Origin of the sequence: Nocardia vulneris (assembly GCF_001613425.1) — a bacterium.
Taxonomy (GTDB): domain Bacteria; phylum Actinomycetota; class Actinomycetes; order Mycobacteriales; family Mycobacteriaceae; genus Nocardia; species Nocardia vulneris.
In genome coordinates this window covers 116,835-143,682 of record NZ_BDCI01000017.1, presented here as the reverse complement: position 1 = coordinate 143,682, position 26,848 = coordinate 116,835, and the positions used below count along the sequence as shown (strand labels likewise).

Here is a 26,848-nt window from a genome sequence, read left to right as displayed (position 1 = left end):
TCTGGTTGTACTCGTCAGTAGACTCCCGCAACGTTATGGCGAAAATTCGCATGGGGAAAACAGCCATTATTGGTGGGTCCACAAGAAACGTTTGTGCCTGCCGGAGAACTGGAATCGGGAATTTGCCGCCGGGGCGGCGGCAGGTCAGCCACGAAGCGGTGCGGGCGTGAGTGGCGCGGTGCCGAGCCGCTTTTCGACATCATCGAAGACCTGGAGCGGGCGGTTGAAGGCGATCCGGACGAAGGTGTCGCGACCGGTGGCGTTCAGGCGGAAGTAGCTGCCGGGGACGACGAGGACGCCGGGATGGCGGAGCAGGTGACGGCTGAAGGTTTCGCTGTCGGAATCGGTGACCGAGGTGATGTCGGCCATCACGTAGCAGCCGCCGTCGGGGGCGAGGCAACCGAAGCCGAAGGCGGCGAACACCTCGACGGCCCGATCCCGTTGCGCCTGAAGGTCGATGCTCGGCCGAGGGAAGTGCGGGTCGGCGGCGGCCGCCCGTGCCACCGCCTCTTGCAGGGGTGCTGCGGTGCCGCCACAGACGGCCGTGTGGACGCGTCGCGCCGCCGCGGTCAACGGTGCGGCAGCTCTGAGATAGCCGATGCGCCAGCCACATACAGCGTGACTCTTGGACAGTGAATCCACGATGAAGCTGCGGTCGCGCAGGGCGGGGATATCGGCGGCGCAGACGTGTCGCTTTCCGTCGTAGACGTAGCCGCGATAGATCTCGTCGGAGATCACGACGGCATTCCACCGCTGACACAACTCGGCGATCTCGGACCATTCGGCGGGCGAAAGCATATGGCCGGTGGGGTTGTTCGGAGTGGACACGATGATCGCGCGGGTGCGCGGGCCGAAGGCGGCGCGCAATTCGGCCGGATCGTGGCGCCATTGCGGCGCGCGCAGCCGCACCGGTCGAGGTATGCCGCCCGCGAGCACGATAGCGCTGAGGAAGTTGTCGTAGATCGGTTCGAACAGGATCACCTCGTCACCCGGGTCGACAACGGTGAGCACCGCGACGTGCAGGGCCTCGGTCGCGCCGACGGTGACGGTGATCTCTGTCTCGGGATCCGCCGGAGTGGCCGAACTCTCCGCGATCACTCTGCGCAGCAAAGGATTTCCGAAGGGGTTCGCGTACTGGTGGTGCTGTCCACCGCGTAGCACCGCACAGGCGGCATCGATCATGGCCGACGGCGTGGACGGCTCCTGCGGCACGCCGAGCGCGAGATCGATGGCCGCGCACGCCCGCGCCTCGCTCAGCAGCCGGAAGAGCTGGCCGGAGGCCAGGTTTGCGACTCTGGTGGCCGGCGGAGGGCCCGGCGGGGCCGTCATGTCCCGGTCCTCCGCTGCGCTCCGCTCAGCTGTGCGCGGATCGCCGCCCCGGCGTCCTTCGTCGACAGGTGCCCGCCGAGGTCGGGCGTCACCTGGCGGTCCGCGATCACCTGCCCGACAGCCGCCCGTATCGCGCGGGCGGCGTCATCGTGACCGAGGTGTTCGACGAGAAGCGCACCGGTCAGCACCGCGCCGATCGGATCGGCGCGGCCCTGCCCCGCGAGGTCGGGGGCGGAGCCGTGCACGGGTTCGAAGAGCCCGAAACCGTTGCTGCCGTTGATGTTCGCCGAACCGACGGTGCCGAGCCCGCCCGCCAGTTCGGCGGTGAGGTCGCTGAGGATGTCGCCGTAGGAGTTGTTGGTGACGATCACGTCGAACGCGGTCGGATCGTGCACCAGGTGCATGACCGCCGCGTCGACGTACAGATGCCGCGCCGGCATCGCGGGATACTTTTCGCGGGCCTCGGCCCAGCAGCGCTGCCACAGCGCGCCGCCGTGGCGGACCGCGTTCGACTTGTCCACCAGGCACACCGAGCGCCGCGCGACGGTGAACGCGAACTCGAGAATGCGCGAGACACCGTGGTAGGTACTGGTTTCCGCGTCGATCGCGATCTCGTAGGTGGTCGCCGGGCGCAATCGGCCGCCGATTCCCGCGTAGAGCCCCTCGGTGTTCTCCCGGATCACGAGGCAGTCGATCGCGCGCCGGGACGCTTCGCGTAGCGGGCTGAGCCGATCGTGACAGAGCGTGGCCGGACGATAATTCACATAGAGGTCGAGTTCGAAGCGCAGCCGCAGCAGCACGTCCCGCGCGTAGGCCAGATCGGCCCTGGGGTCGCCGACCGCGCCGAGCAAGACGGCGTCGCTTGTGGCTATCCGTTCGAAGTCGTTGTCCGACAGTGCGATACCGGTCTTCAGATAGTTGTCCGCGTTGACGTGCTCGAGCACGTCGAAATCGAACCCGAGGGCGAGCGCGTCCAGGGTCTGCACCGCTTCCGCGGTCACCTCCGGGCCGATACCGTCGCCGGGGAGCACCGCGATCCTGGTCATGACCGCGCCTCGCCGATGAGCACCGGGTCGCTCGGCCGGACGGTGGGCAGCCAGTAGGCGCGTGCCCGTTCGTAGGTGCTGATCGCGTCGTCGCGCTCGAGCGTCACCGCGATCTCGTCCAGGCCGTCGAGCAGCAACCGGCGGGCCCGCGCGTCGACGGAAAAGTCGTGCCGCACTCGGCCTGCCCGGATCTCGCAGTGCCGCAGGTCCACGGTGATCGGCAGGCGCGGGTCGTGATCGATCGCGGCGTAGAGACCACCCACGACATCGGCGGGTAGCTCTACGGCGAGCAACCCGTTCTTGAAGGCATTGCGGCGGAAGATGTCGCCGAAACTGGTCGCGACGACTACCGCGAAACCCCAGTCGCGCAATGCCCATACCGCGTGTTCGCGGGAGCTGCCCGTGCCGAAGTTGTGCTCGGCGACCAGGATGCTCGCTCCCGCGCTGCCGGGCCGATCGAGCACGAAGTCCGGATCGGATCGCCAGCCCGCGAACAGCACATCCGCGTATCCGCTCTTGGTGAGCCGCTTGCAGTACTCGGCGGGGATGATCTGGTCGGTATCGACGTTGCTGCGCCGCAACACGATCGCGCGGCCCACGTGTTCGGTCAGTGGTCTCATCGCTGCTCCCAGGTGCCCGGGTCGGTGAGCCGGCCGGTGACGGCGGTGGCGGCGGCCACCGCGGGCGACACCAGGTGAGTTCGGGCGTGCGTGCCCTGTCTGCCCTCGTAGTTCCGGTTCGACGTGGAGGCGCATCGGTGGACGCCGACGAGCCGGTCCTCGTTCATGCCGAGGCACATCGAACATCCGGACAGCCGCCACTGTGCGCCCGCCGCACGGAAAACGGCGTCCAGCCCTTCCTGTTCGGCCTGCTCGCGCACCGCGAGCGAGCCCGGCACCACCAGCATCCGCACCCCGGGGGAAACCTTGCGGCCGCGCAGGATCGCGGCCGCGGCACGCAGGTCCTCGATCCGGCTGTTGGTGCACGATCCGAGGAAGACGGTGTCGATCTCGACCGAGGTCATGGGTGTGCCCGGCGCGAGATCCATGTAGACCAGGCTGCGTTCGGCCGCGGCGCGCGCCACCGGGTCGGTGAGTTCGGCCGGGTCGGGCACCGATCCCGAAATCGGTACCGCCTGACCGGGATTGGTGCCCCAGGTGACGAACGAGGTCAAGCCGGAGACGTCGATGGTGACGGTGCGGTCGAACGCCGCGTCCGGATCGGTACGCAGCGTGCGCCAGCGCGCGACGGCCTCGTCCCACGCGTCCGCGTGCGGTGCGGCGGGGCGGTCGCTGAGATAGGCCAGGGTGTGCTCGTCCGGCGCGACCATCCCTGCTCGCGCCCCCGCTTCGATGCTCATGTTGCACATGGTCATTCGCGCCTCCATCGAGAGCTGCTCGACGGGCTGCCCGCGGAACTCGATGATGTGGCCGTGTGCGCCGTTCGCGCCGATGTGCGCGATGAGCGCCAGGACCATGTCCTTGGCCGTGACCGCATCGGGCAACTCGCCGGTGAATTCCACCGCCATGGTGCGCGGCCGAGCCAGCGGCAGGGTCTGGGTGGCGAGCACGTGCTCGACATCGGAGGTGCCGACGCCGAAGGCCAGCGCACCGAACGCGCCGTGGGTCGAGGTGTGGCTGTCACCGCAGATGACCGACATGCCCGGATGTACGAATCCGCGTTCGGGCGCGACGACGTGGACGATGCCTTGCCGGGCATCACCGAGCCGGAACAATTCGATGCCGTGCTCGGAACAGTTGCGCCGCAAGGTTTCCACCTGGCCGCGGCCCATGGCGTCGGTCAACAGCAGCGACCGGGTCGGCACGTTGTGGTCCTCGACGGCCAGGGTCAGATCGGGCCTGCGGACCCGGCGTTCGGCCAGCCGCAGCCCGTCGAACGCCTGCGGTGAACTGGCCTCGTGCACCAGATGCAGATCGATGTACAGCAGATCGGTCCGCTCGTCGATCGACTGGACCACGTGGTCGTCCCAGACCTTTTCGATCAGAGTGCGCGCGCCGCTCATGGAATCCGGACCTCCTTCGACGCGGGGTGAAGCCGCACGATCAACTCGCGGACGCCTTGCAGGTCGAGGCAATCGCCATTGGTGCGGTTGGCGACGTAATCCTGATAGAGGTGCTCCACGACCGACTCGTCCACGGGCAGGCCGATCTCGTGGTAGACGTAGCGCAGCACCGCACGCCCCGAGTTCCGGCCGACCAGCATGGAGCGGGTCCGGCCGAAGCGCGCGGGCTCGATGTACTCGTAGGTGATCGGCTCGCGCAACATACCCGCCTGGTGGATACCGGCTTGGGTCGCAAAGGCATTGACGCCGAAGATCGCCTTGTTGCGCGGCGCGGTCAAGCCGATCGCCCGGCTGAGCACCTCGAAAGCTTGGTACAGCCCTTCGGTTTTCGCCGTGGTGGTGGCCCCGATCTCGTGGCTCTTGTAGGTGAGCACCGCGATGAGTTCCTCGAGCGCGGTGTTGCCCGCCCGCTCGCCGATGCCTGCCAGGGTCGCCTGCACCTCGTCGGCGCCGGCCTGAATTCCGGCCAGCGCGTTGGCCAGTGACAGCCCGAGGTCCTCGTGGCAGTGCGTGCCGATCGCGATATCGGGCCCGACCCAGGACCGGATCTTCGCGATGAGCGCACCGTATTCGCCCGGTGTCAGGCATCCGGTGGTGTCCCCGACCGCGATGAGATCCGCGCCCGCCGTGAGAGATTCCTCGATCAACTCGCGCAGCAGCGCGTCCGAACCTCGGGTCGCGTCCTCGATGCCGAGCGTCAGGTGCTGCGCGCCGAGCGAGCGGGCGTAGCGCATCGTGTCGACGACCTCGCGCACCGCCTCGGCCTGATCGATGCCGCGCTTGTACTTCAGGTGCGTCTCGCTACCGGTGGCCAGGATCTGGAGGTGATGGTTCTCGGTGCCGCCCGCCTCGATGGCCAGCCGGACATCCTCGTGCACTGCCCGGCTGAGCGTCGCGATCCGCGCCGTCGTCAGTTCTTCGGCCAGCAGCGTCGTGGCCTCGTAGTCGCTCGGCGACGACGCCGGGAACCCGGCTTCGATCACGTCGACGCCGATGGCCTCCAGCGCGAGCGCGATCTCCAGTTTCTGGGCGGGGGACAGGGCGTTGCCGGGCGCCTGCTCTCCGTCTCGGAGGGTGGTGTCGAACAGTGAGATCCGTCTGAGTGGATTGTCGTCATGGGTGCTCATGACCTGCTCCTGCAGTCGTTGTAGTGGTCGGTTGTGCTGCTTTCTCTTCATTGCGGGACAGGGGCTTTGGTGGCCGCTACGGCGCGCGCCGCGCGGCGGCCGGAGGCGACGGCACTGCACGCGTGCTCACACGCCGGCTGCACGTGATTGCCGATGTAGTGGATATCGCGGACCGGGTCGTAGCCGTCGGGCTTGTCGAAGCCGAGCGGGATGATCACCGGGGTCGCGGTGCTGGATGTGCCGTGCAACACCGCGAACTCGCGCGGCGACACCAGCCGGTGGTATCGGATCCGCGCGGTGAAGCCGGGAATCATGGTCTCGATGTAGGTGAGCAGATAACGCTCGACCCGCGCCCGCTCGCGCCGATCCAGCTCGTCGATCCCACGGGGGAAGGCGAGATAGGCATTGAACGTGCGGACGTCCGGGCCGTCGGAACCGATTGCGGCACAGGGAAAGATGTTGAACGGGAAATCGGCGGGCAGCTCGCCGCGGTCGAGCCGGTCCAATATCTCCGGTACGCCGTGTGGTACGTGCGCGATCGTGTGCACATCGGCGGGGAACGGCACGTCCCGGTCCGTGGCGAGGTGCAGGGTGCCCACCGCCAGACCGGGCACCGCATCCGCCGGATAGAGGTCCATCCGGGGTTGGCTGGAGATCACCTGGTGCGCCAGGTACCGGCCGGTTGCCGTGGTGACCGTTTTTCCGTCTGTGCCGGTCGCGATGTCGAGCACGTCGGTGCTCAACTCCAGCTTTCCGCCGAGCTGGATGAAGCGGTCGGCGAGGGCATCGGCGATGGCCTGCGGGCCGTCGACCGGGACCACCATCCGGTCGTAGCCGTAGCCAGGGTCTTTGGCGAACAGCGCCGCGAACTTGTCGCTGCGGAACCGGCTCGGTGGGGTGCCGAACGCCCAGCACCAGATGCCGATCAAGTCGGCGACCGTGCGGCCTTTCACCTTTCGGAGCAGGTCTGCCACGAACACGGTGTGGTCGGATTCGAGGCTGCGGCGCAGGGCGCGCAGAAAGCGGACGATATCGGGTAATTCGCGGATCAACGGCCACACCGTCGCCGGGCCGATCGGCAGCCGATAGGTGCGCCCCGGCGTGCAGACGAGTGATCCGGGACCGGCGAAGTCGACGTGTACACCCAGCTCGGTCAGCACATCGACGAGGGAGTGCCCGAAATCGTTGCAGGCGATGGTGAACGGATAGCCGTCGAGGGTGAAGCTACCGCACAGCCCGCCGACCCGGTCCGCCCGTTCGATCAGCCTGACCTGCTGTCCGGCCAGCTGCAACGTGGTCGCGGCGGTCAGCCCCGCGAGCCCCGCGCCGACGACGATCACGTCGTGTTCGGATGCCATGGCTACTCCTCCCCGGTTCGATCCGGTCGATGCCGACGGGCGGTGACGATGAGCGCGTGCGGGATTCGGGTGTACGGCTCCCAGAACGCGGCGCCGAATTCGGCGAGCCCCGCGGCCGACGGCTGCGGCGACGACCACGTGATGTCGTCGAAACCCGCTGCCCGCAAAGCGGTCTCGTGCGCCTGCCGCGACCAGCGGCGCAACTCGACCGCCAGCGGGGGATCGAACATGCCCGAAACGAGGGTGGCCGGTTCGCCCTCCTGGCCGGTGTGCGCACAGCGCAACGCGAAGCCGTACGGTGCGTACCACGCCGGATCGGTGGCGAAATCGGGGTTCACGGCGAAGGTGACGAAGCGCCCGCCCGGCCGCAGCGCGTCGGCGGCACCGCGGCACATCGCCGCCAGGTGGGCGAGCGAGGTCGCGTAGGGCAGCACATAGACGGCGGTGACGATGTCCACCGGCCCGAGTCGCACGGCATCGGAGAGATCGCCGAGGACGTAGGTGATGCCGTAGGCGTCGGTCCGCTCGCGCTCCTCGGCGACCGCCAGCATGCCTTCGGACATGTCCAGCCCGGTCACCCGCGCCGCGCCCGACCGGGCGAAGGTGCGGGCGTAGAAACCGCTGCCGCAGCCCGCGTCGAGGACCGTGCGCCCGGTCAGGTCGCCGAGCACGGACAGGAAGCTCGGCGCTTCCAGATGTTTGCGCAACGGGAGTTCTTCGGATTCCGCGTACGTCGCACCGTAGGTGGCGAATCGGTCGCCGGTCGCTGGATTGTTCATGGCCTGCCTCGGTCCTCGCTGTGCTCGATGGGGTGCTTGTGGTGGTCGAGTGCCGTGGTCTCGGGCAGGCCGCCGGTCGCTCTGATCAGTTCGATCGTCTGGGCCAGGGTGAGCCCGCCGATCCGGATCCCGGACGGGGTGAGGGCATACAGGTCGGCCGGAGTGGGGGAAGCGGCTCCCGCCGAATCGGTGTCGTACACGGCGAGGGCGCGGCGGAGTTCCTGCGCCACCGCGGTGACATGCGGCCGATCCAGCACCGTGAAATGGTTCCCCGGGACGGTGTGCACCGTGGTCCGGCCCGAGAACAGCTGCCGCCATTCGGTTTCCGGGTGCGGATCGAACACCGCATTGGTCTGCGCCGCGCGCAGGTACAGCAGATCGGCCGCGACGGTGGCCGCCTCGTGTTCGCGGATCGCGGTATTGGTCGCGACAATGACGGCGCGGATATTCGCGTCGTCGTTCATCGCCGTCGTGAACGCGCGCCAGGCGTCGGGAGCGGTGTCGCGGAAGCTCTCGAATGCCGCCAGCACGTCCTCGGCGTTGCGCAGGTTGTACTTACGCGCGTCGGTGAACGTCGTCGTGTCGATGAGGGCGACCAGCCGGACGGGCTCACCGGTGTCGAGCAGTTGCCGGGCCATCTCGTGTGCCAGCACCCCGCCGGAGGAATGTCCGCCGAGCACGATCGGCCCGCCCGCGTGCACCGCGCGCAGCGCCCGGACGTTGCGGGTCGCGGCCTCGGCGATGGTCGCCGGGACCGGTTCGCCGGGCTCGATGCCGTAGGCACGGAACGCCTGCACCGGTCGGTCCGCGCCGAGACAGTCGACCAGGTCCCGGTAGGAGTACACGGTGCCGCCGATGGCTTGGACCAGGTAGAGCGGGACCCGGTCCGGACTGCCGTGCTGAAGCGTGATCAGCACCGGCGCCTCCGCAGGCCTCGGGGCCGGTGCCGGGCGCAGCTGATCCAGGAGCGCGCCGAAGGTCCGGTACTGCAAGAAGGCGTGCGCCGAAACCTGGACGCCCAGAGCATCTTTGATCCGACTGCGGAATACCACGGCCAGGTGCGAGTCGCCGCCTGCCTGGAAGAAGTCGTCGGTGGCGCGTACCTCGGGCACGCCGATCAACTCGCGCCACAGCTCGGCCAGCACCTGTTCGAAGTGATCGGGCGGGGAGTGCTTCGGCGCGGCAACAGGTTGCGTCACCAGTGGTGCGGGCGCGGTGCCTGCATCCGGCACGAAGGGGTAGGTGGGCAGGGGTACCCGGCGGCGGCGTGCGCCGTGTCGCACTGCGTCCCAGTCGATGTCGACGCCGCGTTCCCACAGTCGCGCGAGCAGCTCAGCGGCCGTGTCGGTTTCGGTCTGCTCGGCCACCACGGTCGGCAGCACCAGCCGGTCCGCGCCGCAGCGCGGATGCATGTGGGTGAGCTGGGCCAGCGCCTGCCCGGGGCCGACCTGGATCGCGATCAACCCGGGATCGGTGAGCACAGTGTCCAACCCGTCGGCGAATCGGATGGTCTCGCGCAGATGCCGGACCCAATAGTCCGGGGAGAACGGCTCGTCCGTGGGCGTCCAGTCGCCGCTCAGTCCGGAGATCAGCGGGATGACCGGTGCGCTATATCGATAGCGCGCGCATTCGCGGGCGAACTCGTCGGCGATGAGATCGGTGGCAGCGGAGTGCGCGCCCATGTCGATGGGTACGGACTTGACCTGAATGCCGTTGCGGTGCAGCCTTTCCCGCAATTCCGCGAGTTTGTCCACCGGCCCGGATATCGCACAGTGCCGGACGCTGTTCACGGTCGCGATCGACAACGCCGGGTCGAGCATCGGTCGCACTTCGTCCTCGCCGAGCGAGACCGAAACGACCGCCGTGGCCGGCAGCTTGTCGCACAGCAGACCGCGGGCAGCGACCAGGTCTACGACGTCCGGGAGCGTCAGGACGCCCGCGACATGGGCGGCGGTGAATTCGCCGAGGCTGTGACCGATCAGCGCCGCGGGCGTGATGCCGTAGGACGCGAGCAGCGCCGCGACGGCCACTTCGGTGGTGACGACGGCCGCGAAGTTGAGCGAGGGGCGGCGCAGCAATGTGGCTGTGCGATCACCGGTTTCGGCATGGAAGAGCAACGCGTGCAGGTCGCACCCGAGCCGCTTGCGGAACAGTTCGGAGCATTCGTCGAACGCGGCACGGTAGACAGGTTCTTCGGCGTAGAGGGTGCGGCCCATGGCGGGGAACTGGGAGCCGCCGCCGGGAAACAGGAAGGCCACCTTCGGCTTATCGCAGGCGGGTGCGACGGTGTAATTTTCGCCCAGCCGTTCGATCGCCTCGTCGACGGTGCGGCAGGCAACGGCGTGTCGATGGTCGAACGCGTGCCTGCCGCTCTGGAGCGTGAAAGCAAGGTCGGCCAGTGACTGGCCTGCCACGTCGCGCAGCTGGTCGGCGAGACGCGCGGATGCTTGCCGCAGCGCTACCGCATCCCTGGCGGAGATCGTCAGTATCTGCGGGCGTTCGGGTTCCGGGCGCGGGTCCGGTGCGGCTGCCTGCTCCACGATGACGTGCGCGTTCGTGCCACCCAGTCCGATGGCCGTGACACCAGCGCGTCTGGGCGCTCCCTCGGCGGTCTCCCAGGGGATCGTTCGAGCATTGACGTAGAACGGAGTCCGGTCCAAGTGCAGCTTCGGATTGGGTTGACGGTAATGCACCACGCCCGGGATGCGACCGTGCCGGACCGCCAGGATCGCCGCGATCAGCCCGATCACCCCGGCGGCCGAATCGGTGTGCCCGATATTGCTTTTCACCGAGCCCAGCGCGCAGCGTCGCGCCTGTCCGCCGGAGCGCCCGAGGACTCTGGCGAGCGCGCGCACCTCGACGACATCGCCGAGGGCCGTGGCGGTGCCGTGGGCTTGGACGTAGCCGATCGTGGCGGGATCGACATCCGCGCTCCGATAGGCGGCGTCGAGCAATTCGGCCTGGCCGTCGACACTGGGTGCGGTGAAGCCGACCTTGCGGTCGCCGTCGTTGTTCATCGCGGAGCCCCGGAGCACGGCGTGGATGGTGTCGCCGTCGGCCAGCGCGTCCGCGAGCCGCTTCAGCACGACGATTCCGGCACCGCCGGTGGATATCGTGCCCTGGGCGTCGGCGTCGAAGGGGCGGCACCGGCCGTCCGGGGACAGGATTCCGCCTTCCTGATAGACGTAGCCGGTTTCCCCGTCGGGTCGCAGGCTCACTCCGCCGGCCAGTGCCATCGTGCATTTCCCCGCGACCAGGCTCTCGCAGGCCAGGTGTACGGCCACCAGCGAGGTGGAGCATGCGGTGTTGACCGTGACCACCGGTCCGCGTAGCCCGAGCCGATAGGCGGTGTGGGCGCTCAAGAATTGCAGCGGATTTCCCAGTCCGATGCGTTGCAGCGCGGCCGGATCGGGTTGGCCGCGCCAATCATTGGCGCGTAGCCAGTCGTAGGGCAGGCCCGCACCGGCGAATACGCCGACCGGCCGGTCCAGTGCCCGCGGATCGTATCCGGCGTATTCCAGTGCCGCCCAGGCGAGAGGGAGGAACAACCGCTGCTGTGTGTCCAGCCGTTGTGCGTCGGCCGGTGAGTAGCCGAAGAATTCGGCATCGAAGACGCGAGCACCCGGTGGCACGCCGGTCGCGGCGACGAAGCCGTCGGTGTCGGCCGGGCCGTGCACGATTCCCTCGGCGCACTCGGTCAGCATCGTCCAGAACTGATCGATATCGGCTGCGCCCGGCACCCGGGTGGCCATACCGACCACGGCGATCCGTTGCTCGGTGGTCGCCCGATCGGCGCGAGAAGTAGGTTGCCGCAACGGTATCCGGCTGTGCTGCGCGGTGAAGGCGCGAATCGTGGGGTACTCGAACAGGTCCGCGATATCGACCTCGGCATCGAAGAGATCCGTCAAACGCTGTTGCAGCTGCGCCAGTAGCAGGGAAGTGCCACCGGCTTCGAAAAACGGCTCGTCGAGTCCCACCGCGTCCCGGCCGAGCACCTCGCACCACATGCGGCGTATCTCGGCGGCCAACTCGCTCGACTCGTCGAGTGACTCGGCGGATCGATCCGACTGTGGCTCCGGCAGCGCTGTGCGATCGATCTTGCCGTTCAGCGTGCGGGGCAGCTCGGTGACCGCGACGTAGCGTGAGGGAATCATGTTCGCGGGGAGCACCGGGCGCAGCTGCTCGCGCAATTGCGCCGGGGTGGGCGCAGTGCCGAGCGCGGCGACGAAATAGGCAGCCAGGTAGCGGATGCCGGGACGGTCCTCGCGGACCGTCACGGCGCAGGCGTGCACCGCGGGATGCGTGCCGAGCGCCGCCTCGATCTCGCCGAGCTCGATCCGGACTCCGTTGAGTTTGATCTGCTCGTCCGCGCGGCCGATGTAGGCGAGGTCGCCGGCGTCCTGCGCGCGAACCAGATCACCGGTCCGGTACATCCGCGCACCGGGCGGCTCGAACGGGTTCGCGACGAAGCGCCCGGCCGTGACCGCGGGACGCGCGACGTATCCCCGGGCCACGCCGGGGCCGGAGAGGTACAGCTCACCGATTTCGCCGCTCGCCGCGGGACGCAGGCTGTCGTCCAAGATGTGGCAGCTGACCCCGGGGAGCGGGCGGCCGATGGGCGGTACCACGCTGCCGTCGAGCGGCTCGCTGAGCGTCACGCACACCGTCGCCTCGGTGGGCCCGTAACCGTTGAGCATGATCCGGCCGGGCGCCCACTGGGCCGCGAGGGACTGCGGCACGGCCTCCGCACCGACGGCCAGGACTCGAACCGAGGGCAACGAATCGACGGGCAGCGCCGACAACGCGGTGGGCGCCAGCATCAAGTGCGTAACACGTTGTCGGGCACAGAGTTCGATGAGCGGCGCGCCGAGCCGCAGCTGTTCGGCGGGTGCGACCACGAGTGTGCCGCCGCAGAGCAGTGACGTACACAGCTCCATGATCCCGATGTCGAAACCGGGGGAGGACAATTGCAGCACTCTGCTGGATTCGTCGGCCCGGAACTGTGTTTCGGCGGTGCGAACCAGCCCGGCGATCCCGCCGTGGGTGATCAGGACGCCCTTGGGTGTCCCGGTGGAACCGGAGGTGTAGAGCACATATGCGGTTTGGTTCAGCGCGAGGGCGGCGCACCGCTCGTCGTCGGTCAGATCATGGCCCGGCCACCGATCCGCGCCCCCGGTTCGGTCGAGCACGATTTCCTCTGCGCCGCATTCGGTTCCCGTCCCCTCGTCCAGGCGCACAACCAGCCGCGGTCGAATGTCGTCGAGCACGAACCGGATTCGGTCCGGCGGCGAGTCCAGGTCGAGCGGCAGGAAGGCCGCTCCGGATTTCGCGACGGCCAGGATCGCGGTGATCAGCGTGCGTCCCCGCGGCAGCAGCAGCGCCACCACCCGCTCGGGACCGGCGCCCCGGGAAACCAGCAGGCGGGCAAGGTGGTTGGCCTGCTCGTTCAACGCCGCATAGGTGACCTCGCCGCCGCCGGAGATGCTCAGGGCGGTGCCGGTGGGGTGCTGTGCGACGCGGCTTTCGAAAAGCGTTGCGAGAGTTTCTGGTCGGGGTCGACGGCCGGTCGCGGCGCGCAGGGCGGCACGGTCGATCTTGGCGTGCGGTGTGAGCGGCAGTCGTTCGAGCCGGATCAACCGATCCGGCACCAGGTGCCGGGGTAGGCGGTCCGCCAGGTACGTCCGCAGTGTCGCGGTAGCGAGGTCACCGTCGGTGGTGAAGTAGCCGACGAGCCGCCGCTCGAGCGGTGAGTTGCCCTCGGCGACAACGGCCGACTGCCGGATCTCGGGGTGCCGGTTCATGGCGTGCTCGACTTCGCCGAGCTCGATCCGGCGTCCGCGCACCTTCACCTGTCCGTCGGCGCGGCCGGTGTACTCCAGGAGGCCATCGGTACCCGTCCGCACCAGATCGCCGGTGCGGTAGGCCCGCGTTCCCGGTGCGCCGGCGGGATCGGCGACGAATCGGGTGGCGGTGAGCCCGGGGCGATTGAGATAGCCCCGGGCGATCCGGGCCCCCGAGACGTACAGTTCGCCATTCGCGCCCGGCGCCACCGGTCGCAGGCGTTCGTCCAGCACGGCCGTTCCGACGCCGTCCATCGCGGTCCCGATCGGGACGGTCGCGCCGAGCCGGTCGGCCCGGTGCACGGCGTGACAGGTCACCAGCGTGCTCGCCTCGGTCGGTCCGTAGCCGTCGACCACGACGATCTCCGGGCAGGCGGCGAACACCTGCCGCACCGATTCGGGCGGAACCGCCTCGCCGCCGGCCCACACCTGCCGGACCTGCCGCAGGCAACCGGGCTCCTCGGCGGCGATCAGCTGGAACGTCGCGGCGGTGAGCCACAACGCGGTGACCCGCTCGCGTTCGATGGTGCGAGCCAGCGCGGGGGTGTCCGCGTCGCCGGGCGGCAACACCACCACCTGCCCGCCGTGCAGTAGCGGCACCCACATCTCGTAGGTGGACAGGTCGAACCCGAACGGGGAGTGCAGCAGCATCCGCTGGTGCGCGCTGGTGGCGAAGCGGCTGTCCAGCGCGAACGAAGCAATGCCGGCGTGGGTGAGCAGCACTCCTTTGGGGCGGCCCGTCGATCCCGAGGTGTACAGCACGCAGGCGAGATGCGCAGGCCGCGATCGGTGCTCGGCCGAGAATTCGCCGGACGGCTCGTCGGGCGGCCCGAGCGACTCGGCATTCCATGTCGCCGCCGTCGGTAAGAGATCCGACAATTTCTCGGCGCCGTCGTTGCCGACGATGATCAATAGCGGTGCGGCATCGCGCACGATATGCTCCAGCCGCTTTCTCGGATAGTCGAGATCCAGTGGGAGATAGGCACCGCCGGCGCGGAGCACCGCGAGCGTGGCGACGATCCGCTGGGCGGAGCGGGGGAGGGCCACGCCGACCAGTACGTCCGGGCCGACCCCGGCGGCAATCAGCCGATGAGCCAGATGTGCTGTTCGGCAATCGAGTTGGCGGTAGGTCAGTTCGGCGTCGGGCGCTTGGACCGCGACAGTGTCGGGATGTTCGGCCACTTCCCGCTCGAACAACTCGGCAAGTGTGGGGCCGCGGGCGGGCCGATGGCCGTTACCGGTGGCGGCCGAAACTTCCGGGAGCGCTTCGTCCAGCACCGCGCGCATTTCGACGAGCAGGTCCCGCACGGTCTGTTCGTCGTAGAGCTCCCGACTGTATTCGACCGTGCACGCGAGGCCGCTCGGCGCACCCGTCGCGTCCCGTTTCTCGCGGAATTCGAAATACAGGTCGAATTTTGCCCACCCGGTCGGTGGTAGCGCCACCTCCGCGGCGACGTCTGCCAAGTGTATTTCGGGCCAAGGGAATCCCTGCAACACCAAGCCGGTCTGGAATAGCGGATTCCGTCCGGCGGTACGGGCTGGAGCAGCCGCTTCGACGACCCGTTCGAACGGCACGTCCTGATTGTCGAAGGCCGCCGAAGTCACCCCGCGCACCCGGGTGAGCAATTCGGTGAAAGACGGTTCGCCCGAGGTATCGACGCGCAATGTCAGGGGATTGACGAAGAAGCCGACGACATCCTCGAAGATCCGGTCGGTACGTCCGGCGACCGCGGTACCCAGCGCGATATCGGTGCCGCCGCCGCGCCGGGTGAGGGCGGCGGCCAAGCCGGTGGCCAGCACCATGAACAGGGTCGCGCGTCGCGCTCGCGCGAGGGCGAGCAGCGGTGTGTGCAGCTCGGCCGGCCAGACCACCTGCACCGTCCCGGCAGGTCCGTTCGGGATCGGCGGCCGTGGCCGGTCGGCGAGCGTGCGAGGTTCCGGTGGCAGGCCGTGCAGCGTCGTGGTCCAGAAGTCGAGTCGGCGGGCAGCGCCGGGCCGGGTCGCGTCGCCGAACCGATCCTGTTGCCAGACGGCATAATCGGCGTAGTGGACGGGTAGTGGCGGAAACTCCGGCGCGTGCCCGTTCGCGCGAGCGGCGTAGGCGGCGGCGAGGTCGCGGCAGAACGGCGTCACCGACCAGCCGTCGAACGAAATATGGTGCAGCACCAGCAGCAGAACCGATTCCGTCGTGCTGGTACGCAGTAGTGTCGCACGCAGCGGGAGCTGCTCGGCCAGCTCGAACGGTGCCGAGGTCAGCTCAGTCACGACGCGGTCGTACTGTTCGGTCGCGACCGTGCGCACTGCGCACGGAACCCGGGCGTCGACGGCGGGAACGATGAGCTGGCAAGGCTTTCCGGCGACGAGTGGATACCGGGTCCGCAGGCTCTCGTGCCGTGTCACGCAGTCGTCGAGCGCGGCCTGCAGCACTGTGTGGTCGAGCACCGCGGGGACACGGATCGTCAGCGGAATGTGATACGCGGCCGAGGCCGGATTCAGTCTTTCGATATACCGCAATGCGGCCTGCCCCGAGGACAGCGGTAGTCGTTGCGGGCGCGGCAGCCGAACGAAAGTGTCTTCCGCGCAGGGCTGTTCGTCGGCGGGAGCGGCGCGGGTCAACGCTCGTGCGAGTCCGGCAATGGTCGACGCGTCGTACACGGTCTGCGTCGACAAGGTGGTGCCGAACTCCCGTCGAATCGCATAGATGAACCGGCTGATATCGAGTGAGCTGGCCCCGGTCGCCAGCAGATCGTCCTCGAGCGCTATCGCGGGCAGCTCGAGCAGACCCGTCCAGAGTTCGGCGAGTCGAGAGTACGTCGCGGTCATGGTCTACTCCAGGCCGAAGTTCTTACCGGGCAACCGAATCCATGGACAGCCGAACCATCGAACGGTCCGGGTCAATAGAAATGCACGCGCGCTGCCGCAACCTCGGCCGGTGCGTGCCGTTCGTGCTCGAACTCGGCTGTGGCACAGCCGGAATGGTGCGCGCAGAAGGGGTCGCCGTCGGTCGTGATCAGTACGCTCCATGGGTGTGTGGCACCGTCGGGGGGAATAGCGCTGCTGACACCGCTGCCGAATGCGGCAGTGCGGCCGTAGTGTTCTTCGAGAACGAGTTCGATGCGCCGGGGATCGTGGTATCTATTTGTCGCGGTACCGCAGACCACGGCCGCGTAACCATCGGGATCCACGCTGACGGCCGTGCCGATATGAATGGCCGCCGGAATCACCGTGACGGTGCTGGCGCCCTCGTCGACAGTCACATTTCCTCCATGCTGACGAACAGTTACCGCGAATAGACCCTGTTGCTCGAGCCTTCGCCTGGTTGTCCGCCGGAGACCGGATAAAAGAATTATGCCGATGGGTACTGAAGTATTCAGCGGTATGCGCATGTTGGACAACGCTTTCGCGCGTCGTACAGTGTCGGGCATTGCGGCTGTGCCCTCGGCGCGCTGCTCGGCGGCTACGATGTGCGTGGTACCCGGCGATCGCCCGACCTCGAGTTCGCCTGTCGCGCAATCGCTTCGTCTTTCGTATACTTCCCCGGTAGGTGTCGTGGCCAGGCCGACTGTTTCTCGTCGCAGCGAAACTTCGAGGTAGGGCTGATGGATATCCAAGACAGCTCGCTGGTGTGTTTCAGTGAGCTCCACATCACCGACGTCGATGCGGCCGAAGACTTCGTCGGTCGAGCCTACGGTGGGGGTGGCTCCTGCGCCTGCGATGATGCTGGACGGTTGGATTTCCGCGTTCGCACGGCAGCGTGTCCGGGATTTCGTATAGATCGAATAGCAAACACCGGGCGGCTGCAACTGGCCGCGCAGGATCTCCACGGATTGGCCGCATTTCACATTCTCTACGGACGCTGTCACTACACCGTCGGTGGTGCGTCACTGGAATTCGGTACGGGCAGCATCGGGCTGTGCGATCAACGGCAGGCACAGTCCGCCCTTTTCGACGACCTGCGCGCGGTCGTGGTGGTCATCGATCGGGAGTTGGCGGTGCGCGTCGCCGCCGAGATCGCCGAGGTGACGCTGGTGCCGGCGGAGCTGAGCTTCGCGCACCCGCGTTCGGCGCAGCAGGCGCGATATTGGGCATCCGTGGTGCGGTACATCAGCGACGAGGTGATCGGCAACGCGGCCGCGGCGACCAACGCCCTGTGTATGCACGAGGCGGCGCGCAATCTCGTGATCGCGCTGCTGGCAACCTTTCCCAATCCGACCGAGGACCGACTACGCCGGATCGATGAGCTCGCGGCACCCGCGGTGGTGCGGCGCGCCAAGGCCTATATCGATACCCACCTCGCCGATCCGATCGGGCTCACCGATATCGCCGCGGCCGCGCGGATCGGCACCCGCGCGCTGCAGGCGGCCTTCCGGCACCACCTCGACACCACGCCCACCGAGTATCTGCGGCGTGCGCGGCTGGCCGGCGCGCACGACGATCTCGTGCGCGCCGACCCGACCGCCGGAATCACGGTGGCGGTGATCGCGGCGCGCTGGGGCTTCACCAACCCGGGCCGATTCGCGGGCGAGTACCGCACCAGTTACGGCCGCAGCCCGCGTCAGACGCTGCATTCCTGATGTCGGTGCGGAAATGCTTGCGGCACTGTGGATCAGCGCGCCCAAGGCGCGGTGACCGGCGGCTGGCCGGGGATGAGTCCCTGCCCGCCGACCGGCAGCACCACGACGGCTTCGAACGGTTCGGCGTGCGGGTTGGCCATCGCGAACTGCTGGTGTGCGGGCACGATGAGGGCGTCTCCGGCTGCGACGGTGTGGGTTTCACCGTCGATGGTGACGGTCATCGCGCCGGAGACGGCGATGAAGATCTCCTCGCGGTCGAGGGCATGCGGCGGGGCGTCCACGCCCGGTTCGAGGGTGAGCCGCCAGGCGCAGTTCTCGGTGGCACCGCGGCTGGGTGCGGCCAGGCCGATGAAACTTGCGTGCTCGTTCTCGAAGCGCGGGGCTTCGGCGGCGGTGATGAAAGGCATGTTTCTCCTGTGAAAACTCTTGCTGGATGGGACTATTGAGCCCACGGCGGGCTGATCGGATCGCCGCCGGGTGCTTGGGCATACGCGCCGACGGGCAGGATCGCGACCGCCTCGAACGGTTCGTCGCCGGGGACCGAGACGCTGAATACGGTGTGCGCCGGGACGATCAGGGCGTCGCCCGCGTGCAATTCGCGCGTCTCGCCGTCGATTGTGACGCTGGCCTGCCCGGACAGCGCGACGAAGATCTCCTCGCGCGACACCGCATGGGCATGACCGGGATTGCCCGGGTGCATGACGAAGCGCCACACGCTGTTCTCGGTGGATCCCCGGCTCGGCGCGGCCAGGCCGACGGCGGTCATGAACGGGGCCTCGAAGGTGGGTGCGGTGGCGGATGTGACGACTGGCATGGTGTAACTCCGGATCTTCAACTAGGGTGTTCAACTAGAGTTGAACATATCGACGGCAGGAGCGTCAAGGATGGATTTCGGGATCATGCTCGGACAGGCCTACCAGGGGTTCGTGCGGGAGTTGCACGCCCATCTCGCCACGTTCGGCTACCACCTGACCGGCGCCTCCTACGGCTACGTGCTCCGCGCCCTGGCCGAAAGCCCGCTCACCGCAAGCCAATTGGCCGGGCAGCTGGGTATCACCGCGCAGGGCGCGGCCAAGGTGGTCGACGAGATGGTCCGGCACGGGTACGTCGAGCGCAGACCGGACCCGGCGGACAAACGCGCCAAGACCCTGCACCTGTCCGACCGGGGCCGCGATATTTTGCGGAAGGTGCGCGAGTTCCACGCCGACTACGAGCGGCGACTGGCTGCCCGGGTCGGCCCGGAACACATCGCCATGGTCCGGGCCGTGCTCACCGAAATCATCACCGCCGCCGCAGACCCCGACGCCGATCGCGCTTTCCGCCCCTTCTGAACGGACTCGCGGGACGGCAGGGTCGAAACCCGCCGCGTTGCGCGCCCGGCGAGCCGCGGCACGGTAGCTTCCGTCGAGAGCGTCACTGGCGGTGAACTGCGAGAACTCGGCTCAGTCGGAGGAGGCAGGCATGGTGCAGACCGTTCTCGGCGTGGTCGCGAGGTCGGTGGGCGCCGCGGTCGTGGTGGCCGAGATAGTAATTCCGGACCCTGGACCCGGCGAGGCGGTAGTCCGGATCCAGGCCTGCGGTGTGTGCCATACCGATGCGAATTACCGGGACGGGAGCGGCGGCGGCGATTTCCCGATGCTGCTGGGACACGAGGCGTCGGGCACGGTCGAGGCGGTCGGTGCGGGCGTGACCGAGATCGGGCCGGGCGATTTCGTGATCCTCAACTGGCGTGCGGTCTGCGGGGCCTGCCGGGCCTGCCGGCGCGGCAAGTCCTGGAACTGTGCCGCGCCCTTGACCGCCGGGCAGCGGCCGACCCTGGCCGATGGCACCGCGCTCACGCCGGTGCTCGGGCTCGGGGCGCTGGCCGAGAAAACGCTCGTGCACGCCAGGCAGTGCACGAAAGTCGACCCCGATGTCGTGCCCGCGGCGGCGGCGTTGATCGGATGCGGTATCGCGACGGGAGTGGGTGCCGCGCTGTGGACCGGCGCGGTCGATCGGGGCGACACCGTCGCGGTGATCGGTTGCGCCGGAATCGGCAGTGCCGCGGTCACCGGGGCCCGCATCGCCGGTGCCGAGCAGATCATCGCGGTCGATACCGACCGGCGCCGGCTCGGCTGGGCCCGGCAGTTCGGTGCCACGCACCTCGTCGACGCACGCACCACCGAACCGGTCGCCCGCATCCGCGAACTCACCGGCGGTCACGGCGCGGACGTGGTGATCGACGCGATCGGACGGCTCGACACCTGGAAGCAGGCCTTCTACAGCCGCGATACCGCGGGAACGGTCGTGCTGCTCGGTGTGCCCACCCCCGATATCGTGCTCGACATCCCGCTGCTCGACCTGCGGGTCGGCGGTGGAGCACTCAAATCCGCCTGGTACGGCAACTGCCTCCCCTCTCGCGACTTCCCGTTCCTGATCGGCCTGTACCGGCAGGGCTGCCTCGATCTGGATGCCTTCGTCACCGAGACCATCCCGCTCGACCAGGTAGAAGACGCGTTCCGAAAACTACGCAACGAGGAGGTGCTGCGCTCGGTCGTAGTGCTGTGAACCTGCCAGGCAGCTACGAAGGCACTCTTCACCGGTGCCTGGGTCGCACCGGCACTCCACCTCGGTGCTGCTGCCGGGGCGGCCGTGCTGGTCAGCGCTGCATCCGTGGGTCCTCGGTGGGGTCGGCATACGTTGCCGGACAACCGTATTCGACGGCTTCGGGGCGCAGTTCGTAGTGCCAGGGTTCGTTGTCGTAGATCTGGCACAGCCCGTAGGCGGCGCCGTGCCGGGCCAGCCACGCCGCGCTGTCGGTGGGCCCGATGTCCACCGCGTCGCCCGAGACGTGCGCGGACGTGTCGGGGGTGGCTACCCAGCGGGCGGCTTCCTGCGCGGAGCCGTACTTCGAGACCGCTTCGCGGAGCAGCTGCTGCTGGTCCTGTGCCGAACGCCAGCCGCTGTTGACGACGAACTCGATGCCGTCCGCCGCGGCGTCGCCGGCGGCCCGGCGCAGGGCATCGAGCAGGTCGGGGTCGAGGTTGGCGACGGACGGCGCTCGGTCGTCGAAAACCGTCGCGCCGGGCGAGGGCGCAGACCGGTGCGGGCCGTAGTGGTCACCGAGGGACCGCGCGGCCGAGAAGGTCAACGGTGCCAGCGAGTGGTAGACGGCGACGCCCGCGACGGGCGCGCCGACGAACAGGAGCGCGACGAGAACCCGCGATCGGGTCCGCCGGGCTGATCGATGGTGTTTCATGCCTTCAGTGAAGGCAGCGCGGTGTTGCCGGCGCGTATGTGGTTTTCGATATGCCCGCGATATGTCCCGGTTGGCAGAATCGAGAGTCTATGCGTGTATTGATCGTCGAGGACGAACCCTATTTGGCCGAAGCCATTCGCGACGGCCTGCGCTTGGCCGCGATCGCCGCCGATACCGCCGGCGACGGTGACACCGCGCTGGAATTGCTGAGCATCAACTCCTACGACATCGCCGTGCTCGACCGGGACATTCCGGGGCCCTCGGGCGACGAGATCGCGAAACGCATCGTCGCATCGGGCAGCGGTATGCCGATCCTGATGCTCACCGCCGCGGATCGGCTCGACGACAAGGCGAGCGGCTTCGGCCTCGGCGCCGACGACTACCTCACCAAACCGTTCGTGCTCCAGGAACTCGTGCTGCGGCTGCGCGCATTGGACCGGCGCCGCGCGCACAGCAGACCGCCCGTGCGCGAAATCGCGGGGTTGCGGCTGGATCCGTTCCGGCGGGAGGTCTACCGCGACGGCCGCTACGTCGCGCTGACCAGGAAACAGTTCGCGGTGCTCGAGGTGCTGGTCGCCGCCGAGGGCGGGGTCGTCAGCGCCGAGGAACTGCTGGAACGGGCCTGGGACGAGAACGCCGACCCGTTCACCAACGCCGTCCGCATCACGGTCTCGGCGCTGCGTAAACGCCTCGGCGAACCGTGGCTCATCACGACGGTGCCCGGCGTCGGCTACCGCATCGGCCCGGGCGCGGAGGGCGGGGAGGGTGGATAGGGCACCGGGTTTGAGCGTTCGTCTCAAACTCACCCTCAGCTACGCCGGTTTCCTCATGCTCACCGGCGTGCTGCTGCTCACGGCCCTGCTGGTCTTCTATTTGTATTTCATGCCCGCCGGCTGGATCGACACCGACGGCAACTTCTGGATCAACCGTTCGGTCCTCGTCCGTGCGTTCGCGCCGTTCGTGGTCGCCGTGCTCGGCTTCCTGCTGGTGTTCGGGCTCGCGGGCGGCTGGCTGCTCGCCGGCCGGATGCTCGCCCCCTTGACCCGCATCACCGATGCTGTGCGGCTGGCCGCCGACGCGTCGCTGTCGCACCGGATCCGGCTGCCGGGTCGCCGCGACGAATTCCGGGAACTCGCCGACGCTTTCGACACGATGCTCGCCCGGCTGGAAGCACACGTCGCCGAACAGCAGCGGTTCGCCGCGAACGCCTCACACGAACTACGCACCCCGCTCGCGATCACACAGACACTGCTCGACGTGGCCCGCACCGATCGCGGGCGCGACGCCGGCGAACTGGTCGATCGCCTGCACACGGTCAACGCGCGAGCCATCGATCTCACCGAAGCCCTGCTGCTGCTCAGCCGCGCCGACCGACGGTCGTTCACGCGCGAGCACGTCGATCTGTCGCTGCTCGCCGAGGAAGCCACCGAAACGCTGCTCGCCCTTGCCGAACAGCACGGTGTCACGCTGGAGACCTCGGGCGAGGTGACCCCCGTCGTCGGATCGCACGCCCTGCTGCTGCAGCTGACGACGAACCTCGTGCACAACGCCATCGTGCACAACCTGCCCGAACACGGCGTCGCGTGGATCACCACCTACGCGCAGCCCGGCGCGGTGGTGCTCGCGGTCGAGAACACAGGTGAAAAGCTCAGCCCGCCGATGGTTGCCACGCTGACCGAGCCGTTTCAACGCGGCACCCAACGCGTGCGCACGCATCACTCCGGTGTCGGCCTCGGCCTGGCGATCGTGCACAGCATCACCCAGGCCCACCACGGAATCCTCACCCTCACACCACGTCTCGACGGCGGGCTGATCGTGACGGTGCGGCTCCCCGGCACCGGTCCCGACGGGCACCGCGGCGTCTAGCCGTGCCTACCAGCGCACCGCGCCCGCCTTCAATCTGCGGAGGCTGCGGCTGAGCACCGGGGTGTCCCACAGGCTCGGTGGGGTGCGCTCGGGATCCATCAACTCGTTCTCGGCGAGCGGACTGTCTTCGTTCGCAACGGTTTCCGGTTCGAACCGCACCAGGGTGCGGCCGGAGCAGCGGAGCGTCTCGACGGTGCGCAGCAGGGACGAGGTCTCGGCGAGGGCGGCGTCGAACTTCGCGGGCTCGGCGTCGAGATGTTCGCAGATCAACTGGCGCCGGATCCCGAGAATGGTTTCCCGCAGCACCGGGCCGTCCGCGGTGCCGGGGGTGACCTCTACCGCCAGATCGCATTCGGTGTCGAAGCCCATCGACCGGTTGTTGAGGTTCGACGAGCCCACTCGCAGCAGCCGATCGTCCATCACGAGCACTTTGGCGTGCACGTAGATCGGCGCACCGGCCGCGGTCACCGGGTAGTAGACGCCCAGCCGGTGTTCGGTGTCGGCCTGCCACAGCAGGTGCAGGAGGCGACGGCGAGCCCCGTCCATCGTCTGCTGTTCGAGCCAGCCGTCCGCGTGCCGCGGCAGCACCAGCACGATCTCCGGACCGCCCGGCTCGCGCAGCCGCGCGGCGATCGCCTCGGCCAGGGTGCGCGAGGCCAGGTACTGGCTTTCGATGTACAGCGAGCGGGTGGCGCCCGCGATCGCCGCCAGATACAGCGCTTCGATTTCGCGCACCTCGGCGCGGTCGGCGAGTTCGGGCAGCGTCCGTGCGACGCCCACCGCCACCGAGCGCATGGTCGGCGCGAGTCCGTCCGGCCACGGTGTCTGCCCGGCGATCTCGTCGACGGGGGCCAGTTGTTCGCCCGTCGCCGCCTTCCAGCGGGCGCGGGCCAGTTCGCCGATCGCCTTCGCCGCCTCGCCGTCGACGGCGGTGGTCGCGTCGTGCCACGGTCCGTAGCGGTGGCCGTTCGGCTCGGTGCGATAGTGGTTGTCGTCCTGATGGTCGCTGGTGTCCCAGCGGTCGACGGTCATATCGATGCCGCCGCAGAACGCGAGCGCGTCATCGATCACCACGATCTTCTGATGATGGGCCGAGCCGATCGGATGCGCGCCGTCCATCTCGAGATGCAATCGGCGATCGGTCAGCCAGTTGACGACGAAGATCGGCGTCATGCCACGACCGATCGCCGCGAACGCGCCGACATTCCATTTCAGCAGGTAGATATCGAGATCCGGCCGCTGCTTCGGCAGCCAGGACAGGAACTTGCCCAGCCGGTTCGGTCCCTCGAGGGTCTGCTCCCGCGGCTCGAACTTGATCCGGGTGTCGAAGTCCCAGCCGATCAGCACGATGCGCTTGCGGGCCTGCAACATCGCGGACTTTGCGTGCCGGAAGTAGTCGGCCGCGTCGACGATGCACGCCAGCCGGTCGGCACGTGCGATCTGCCAGCAGGTTTCGCCGGGGGTGAGGATTTGACGCTCGTCGCCCATGGGTAGTCGGTTCTCCGTCCGGCCGTGCAAGATGGACGTTTCACATTACTGCCCGCCGGCGCGGCGGCGGCTCCCGCTCCGTCAGTCGTCGAAGATGGCTACGGCTCGGGTCCAGCCCGCGGAGGCGGCGTGGATTTTGACGGGGAAGCAGGAGATCTGGAAGCCGTTGGGCGGCAGGGATTCCAGGTTGTGCAGTTTCTCCAGGTGGCAGTAGCCGATGGTGCGGCCGGCGCGGTGGCCCTCCCAGATGACGGCGGGGTCGTGGTCGCGGGCATAGCGGGCGGCGGTGTGCACGAACGGCGCGTCCCAGCTCCAGGCGTCGGTGCCGGTGAGGCGCACGCCCTGGTTCAAGAGGTAGAGGGTGGCGTCGCGGCCCATCCCGCAGCCCGAGGAGACGTAATCGGCACTGCCGTAGCGGGTTCCGGCGGAGGTATTGACGACGACGATGTCGAGCGGGCGCAACTGGTGGCCGATGCGGCGCAATTCGGCGGCGACATCGTCGGCGGTCGCGACGTAGCCGTCCGCGAAGTGCCGGAAGTCCAGTTTCACCGCGGGTTGCAGGCACCAGTCCAGCGGCACCTCGTCGATGGTGATGGCGCGTGCGCCGCCGTCCATGGTGGCCGAATAGTGGTACGGCGCATCGAGATGCGTGCCGTTGTGGGTGCTGATGCGGACCCGTTCGATGGCCCAGCCCTCGCCGTCGGGCAGGTCGGCCCGGGTCGCTCCGGGAAAGAAGCCGAGCATGTCCGCGGCCGTCTCCGCGTGGGTGTAATAGTCGATCTCCGGCAGATGCCCGGGCGGGTCCGAGGCGATATCCGCCTGCAACGGCACAGAGATGTCCACCAACCGGCGCATGATCGGCCCTCCTCGGCTAGTACGCCCCCGGGTCACATTCTGCCGTCAGTCCCGGAAGGTCGGCCGGGGGATCACTCGACCGCCGGTGATCGGTCGAAGACGCGGGCCATCTGCTCCGACGATTTGAGTCCGGCGCCGGTGAGCACGACGACGGTGGTCTCATCGGCGGCGATGAGGCCTTCGGCGAGAAAGTGATCCAGTGCGGCGACGGCGACGCAGCTGGTGGGTTCGGCGTAGAGCCCACGGGCCGCGAGCTTGCGCACCGCGGCCCGGATCGCCGCATCGGGAACGGCGACGGCCGCGCCGCCGGATCGGCGGACCGCCGCGACTGCCTCGGGCAACCGGACCGGGTCGGCGATGGCGGCGCCCTCGGCGATCGTGGGTTCGCGTGGTGCACGGTCGGCCGGGTCGAGCCCGTTGCACGTGTCGGCGATGGTGGCCCAGTGTTCGGGCTGGCCGATCAGCAGCCGGGGCAGGCGTGCGATCCGGCCCGCCGCGAGCAATTCGCCGAACGCGATATCGCAGCCGAGCACGTTGCTGCCGGCTCCGGCGACGAGCACGACATTGTCCGGTGCGCGGAACCCGAGGTCCTCCCACATCTCATAGGCGATGGTCTTGGTGCCCTGCAAGAAGAACGGATGCCAGTTGTGGCTGGCGTAGGTGAGCTGTGCCGACTGGCGGATCGCCGCATCCGCCACCTCGTCGCGGGTGCCTGCCACGAGTTCGATCTCGGCGCCATAGGCCTTGGCCTGCAATATCTTCGCGGCCGAGGTCAGCTCGGGCACGAGGATCCTGGCGTCGAGTCCGGCGGCCGCGCAGTAGGCGGCGACCGCGGAACCGCCGTTGCCGGAACTGTCTTCGAGAACCTTCGTGACGCCCTGACCGGCCAGATGCGACATCATCACCGCGACCCCGCGGTCCTTGAAACTCGAAGTGGGGTTGAACCATTCGAGTTTGAAGTGCACCCGTCGGCCATCCCAGTCGAGCGGCACCATCGGCGTCGCACCCTCACCGAGGCTGATCCGATGCCGCGCCGGAACCGGGATCGCCGCCTGATACCGCCACAGTGAGCGTTCGGACGTCACGATCTGCTCAGGGGCGATACCCGGCATGGGGCTGACGGCCAGGGGCGTGCCGTCGTCACCGCGCCAGCGCGGGCTCGAGATCTCGTAGCGGCGACCCGAACGGTCGTAGAGGAACGGTTCGGCAGAGGAATTCACCTGTCCTTTCTAGCGCCCGCCAGACCTGCTTCGCCCCAAGGTGTC

The 26,848-nt window shown here is 68.4% G+C and carries 20 protein-coding genes; 5 read left to right on the top strand and 15 right to left on the bottom strand.

Features of this window, described 5'->3' with window-relative positions; genetic code table 11:
• Nucleotides 1–144 precede the first annotated feature (144 nt).
• The 9 genes from NVU01S_RS18380 to NVU01S_RS44230 form a co-directional block, all read right to left on the bottom strand.
• Complete coding sequence (locus NVU01S_RS18380) at nt 145–1,329, bottom strand: pyridoxal phosphate-dependent aminotransferase (protein ID WP_043670265.1); 1,185 nt, start codon at nt 1,327–1,329, stop codon at nt 145–147.
• Entirely contained in the window at nt 1,326–2,375 is a 1,050-nt protein-coding gene (locus NVU01S_RS18375; RefSeq protein WP_043670263.1) for an isocitrate/isopropylmalate dehydrogenase family protein, read from the bottom strand. Before NVU01S_RS18375 ends, NVU01S_RS18380 begins: the two co-directional genes overlap by 4 nt.
• Entirely contained in the window at nt 2,372–2,995 is a 624-nt protein-coding gene (leuD, locus tag NVU01S_RS18370) for a 3-isopropylmalate dehydratase small subunit (RefSeq protein WP_043670260.1), read from the bottom strand. The genes NVU01S_RS18375 and leuD overlap by 4 nt, the downstream gene beginning before the upstream one ends.
• Nucleotides 2,992–4,398 (bottom strand): 3-isopropylmalate dehydratase large subunit, encoded by a 1,407-nt coding sequence (gene leuC, locus NVU01S_RS18365; RefSeq protein ID WP_043670259.1) that lies wholly within the window; start codon nt 4,396–4,398, stop codon nt 2,992–2,994. The genes leuD and leuC overlap by 4 nt, the downstream gene beginning before the upstream one ends.
• The gene (locus tag NVU01S_RS18360) at nt 4,395–5,585 is read right to left on the bottom strand and encodes a LeuA family protein (RefSeq protein WP_043670256.1); all 1,191 of its coding nucleotides are present in this window, start codon (nt 5,583–5,585) and stop codon (nt 4,395–4,397) included. Before NVU01S_RS18360 ends, leuC begins: the two co-directional genes overlap by 4 nt.
• A 47-nt stretch (nt 5,586–5,632) precedes the next feature.
• Nucleotides 5,633–6,943: a phytoene desaturase family protein gene (locus tag NVU01S_RS18355; protein WP_043670254.1), complete on the bottom strand. Its 1,311-nt coding sequence runs from the start codon at nt 6,941–6,943 to the stop codon at nt 5,633–5,635.
• A gap of 2 nt (nt 6,944–6,945) precedes the next feature.
• The gene (locus NVU01S_RS18350; RefSeq protein WP_052280577.1) at nt 6,946–7,722 is read right to left on the bottom strand and encodes a class I SAM-dependent methyltransferase; all 777 of its coding nucleotides are present in this window, start codon (nt 7,720–7,722) and stop codon (nt 6,946–6,948) included.
• The gene (locus tag NVU01S_RS18345; protein WP_043670251.1) at nt 7,719–16,385 is read right to left on the bottom strand and encodes a hybrid non-ribosomal peptide synthetase/type I polyketide synthase; all 8,667 of its coding nucleotides are present in this window, start codon (nt 16,383–16,385) and stop codon (nt 7,719–7,721) included. Before NVU01S_RS18345 ends, NVU01S_RS18350 begins: the two co-directional genes overlap by 4 nt.
• Before the next feature lie 71 nt (nt 16,386–16,456).
• Nucleotides 16,457–17,386, bottom strand: coding sequence for a hypothetical protein (locus NVU01S_RS44230; RefSeq protein WP_167829383.1), 930 nt, complete (start codon nt 17,384–17,386; stop codon nt 16,457–16,459).
• A gap of 3 nt (nt 17,387–17,389) precedes the next feature.
• Here NVU01S_RS44230 and NVU01S_RS18335 point away from each other — a divergent pair, with 3 nt between their 5' ends.
• Entirely contained in the window at nt 17,390–18,136 is a 747-nt protein-coding gene (locus tag NVU01S_RS18335; protein WP_167829382.1) for a helix-turn-helix transcriptional regulator, read from the top strand.
• A gap of 32 nt (nt 18,137–18,168) precedes the next feature.
• On the opposite strand, the gene NVU01S_RS18330 is transcribed toward NVU01S_RS18335, so the two are convergent.
• Complete coding sequence (locus NVU01S_RS18330; RefSeq protein WP_043670245.1) at nt 18,169–18,543, bottom strand: cupin domain-containing protein; 375 nt, start codon at nt 18,541–18,543, stop codon at nt 18,169–18,171.
• 32 nt (nt 18,544–18,575) lie between these two features.
• Nucleotides 18,576–18,950 (bottom strand): cupin domain-containing protein, encoded by a 375-nt coding sequence (locus NVU01S_RS18325; protein WP_043670396.1) that lies wholly within the window; start codon nt 18,948–18,950, stop codon nt 18,576–18,578.
• A gap of 70 nt (nt 18,951–19,020) precedes the next feature.
• On the opposite strand from NVU01S_RS18325, the gene NVU01S_RS18320 reads away from it, so the two are divergent.
• Together NVU01S_RS18320 and NVU01S_RS18315 are read left to right on the top strand one after the other, a co-directional pair.
• Entirely contained in the window at nt 19,021–19,467 is a 447-nt protein-coding gene (locus NVU01S_RS18320) for a MarR family winged helix-turn-helix transcriptional regulator (RefSeq protein ID WP_043670241.1), read from the top strand.
• Nucleotides 19,468–19,597: 130 nt separating this feature from the next.
• The gene (locus tag NVU01S_RS18315) at nt 19,598–20,683 is read left to right on the top strand and encodes an S-(hydroxymethyl)mycothiol dehydrogenase (protein WP_043670238.1); all 1,086 of its coding nucleotides are present in this window, start codon (nt 19,598–19,600) and stop codon (nt 20,681–20,683) included.
• 91 nt (nt 20,684–20,774) lie between these two features.
• Here the strand turns inward: NVU01S_RS18315 and NVU01S_RS18310 are convergent, their stop codons facing one another.
• Nucleotides 20,775–21,374 (bottom strand): M15 family metallopeptidase, encoded by a 600-nt coding sequence (locus tag NVU01S_RS18310; RefSeq protein ID WP_043670235.1) that lies wholly within the window; start codon nt 21,372–21,374, stop codon nt 20,775–20,777.
• Between the two features lie 89 nt (nt 21,375–21,463).
• On the opposite strand from NVU01S_RS18310, the gene NVU01S_RS18305 reads away from it, so the two are divergent.
• A complete protein-coding gene (locus NVU01S_RS18305) occupies nt 21,464–22,147 on the top strand; it encodes a response regulator transcription factor (protein ID WP_043670232.1) in 684 nt (227 codons plus the stop codon).
• Nucleotides 22,148–22,157: 10 nt separating this feature from the next.
• A complete protein-coding gene (locus NVU01S_RS18300) occupies nt 22,158–23,240 on the top strand; it encodes a sensor histidine kinase (RefSeq protein WP_043670229.1) in 1,083 nt (360 codons plus the stop codon).
• Between the two features lie 6 nt (nt 23,241–23,246).
• Here NVU01S_RS18300 and NVU01S_RS18295 read toward each other — a convergent pair whose 3' ends face one another.
• The 3 genes from NVU01S_RS18295 to NVU01S_RS18285 form a co-directional block, all read right to left on the bottom strand.
• Nucleotides 23,247–24,728 (bottom strand): phospholipase D-like domain-containing protein, encoded by a 1,482-nt coding sequence (locus NVU01S_RS18295; protein ID WP_043670225.1) that lies wholly within the window; start codon nt 24,726–24,728, stop codon nt 23,247–23,249.
• 81 nt (nt 24,729–24,809) lie between these two features.
• Nucleotides 24,810–25,583 carry a cyclase family protein gene (locus NVU01S_RS18290; RefSeq protein WP_043670221.1) on the bottom strand — a complete coding sequence of 258 codons (774 nt, stop codon included), beginning with the start codon at nt 25,581–25,583 and terminating at the stop codon, nt 24,810–24,812.
• 71 nt (nt 25,584–25,654) lie between these two features.
• Nucleotides 25,655–26,803, bottom strand: a complete 1,149-nt coding sequence (locus NVU01S_RS18285) for a threonine synthase (protein WP_043670217.1) — start codon at nt 26,801–26,803, stop codon at nt 25,655–25,657.
• Between the last annotated feature and the right edge of the window lie 45 nt (nt 26,804–26,848).

Coding starts and splice junctions, on each gene's coding strand:
- leuC (WP_043670259.1), bottom strand. CDS start 4,398: ATGAGCGGCGCGCGCACTCTGATCGAAAAGGTCTGGGACGACCACGTG.
- NVU01S_RS18310 (WP_043670235.1), bottom strand. CDS start 21,374: ATGAAACACCATCGATCAGCCCGGCGGACCCGATCGCGGGTTCTCGTC.
- NVU01S_RS18295 (WP_043670225.1), bottom strand. CDS start 24,728: ATGGGCGACGAGCGTCAAATCCTCACCCCCGGCGAAACCTGCTGGCAG.
- NVU01S_RS18350 (WP_052280577.1), bottom strand. CDS start 7,722: ATGAACAATCCAGCGACCGGCGACCGATTCGCCACCTACGGTGCGACG.
- NVU01S_RS18375 (WP_043670263.1), bottom strand. CDS start 2,375: ATGACCAGGATCGCGGTGCTCCCCGGCGACGGTATCGGCCCGGAGGTG.
- NVU01S_RS18305 (WP_043670232.1), top strand. CDS start 21,464: ATGCGTGTATTGATCGTCGAGGACGAACCCTATTTGGCCGAAGCCATT.
- NVU01S_RS18320 (WP_043670241.1), top strand. CDS start 19,021: ATGGATTTCGGGATCATGCTCGGACAGGCCTACCAGGGGTTCGTGCGG.
- NVU01S_RS18355 (WP_043670254.1), bottom strand. CDS start 6,943: ATGGCATCCGAACACGACGTGATCGTCGTCGGCGCGGGGCTCGCGGGG.
- NVU01S_RS18360 (WP_043670256.1), bottom strand. CDS start 5,585: ATGAGCACCCATGACGACAATCCACTCAGACGGATCTCACTGTTCGAC.
- NVU01S_RS18325 (WP_043670396.1), bottom strand. CDS start 18,950: ATGCCAGTCGTCACATCCGCCACCGCACCCACCTTCGAGGCCCCGTTC.
- NVU01S_RS18315 (WP_043670238.1), top strand. CDS start 19,598: ATGGTGCAGACCGTTCTCGGCGTGGTCGCGAGGTCGGTGGGCGCCGCG.
- NVU01S_RS18345 (WP_043670251.1), bottom strand. CDS start 16,385: ATGACCGCGACGTACTCTCGACTCGCCGAACTCTGGACGGGTCTGCTC.
- leuD (WP_043670260.1), bottom strand. CDS start 2,995: ATGAGACCACTGACCGAACACGTGGGCCGCGCGATCGTGTTGCGGCGC.
- NVU01S_RS18290 (WP_043670221.1), bottom strand. CDS start 25,583: ATGCGCCGGTTGGTGGACATCTCTGTGCCGTTGCAGGCGGATATCGCC.
- NVU01S_RS18380 (WP_043670265.1), bottom strand. CDS start 1,329: ATGACGGCCCCGCCGGGCCCTCCGCCGGCCACCAGAGTCGCAAACCTG.
- NVU01S_RS18330 (WP_043670245.1), bottom strand. CDS start 18,543: ATGCCTTTCATCACCGCCGCCGAAGCCCCGCGCTTCGAGAACGAGCAC.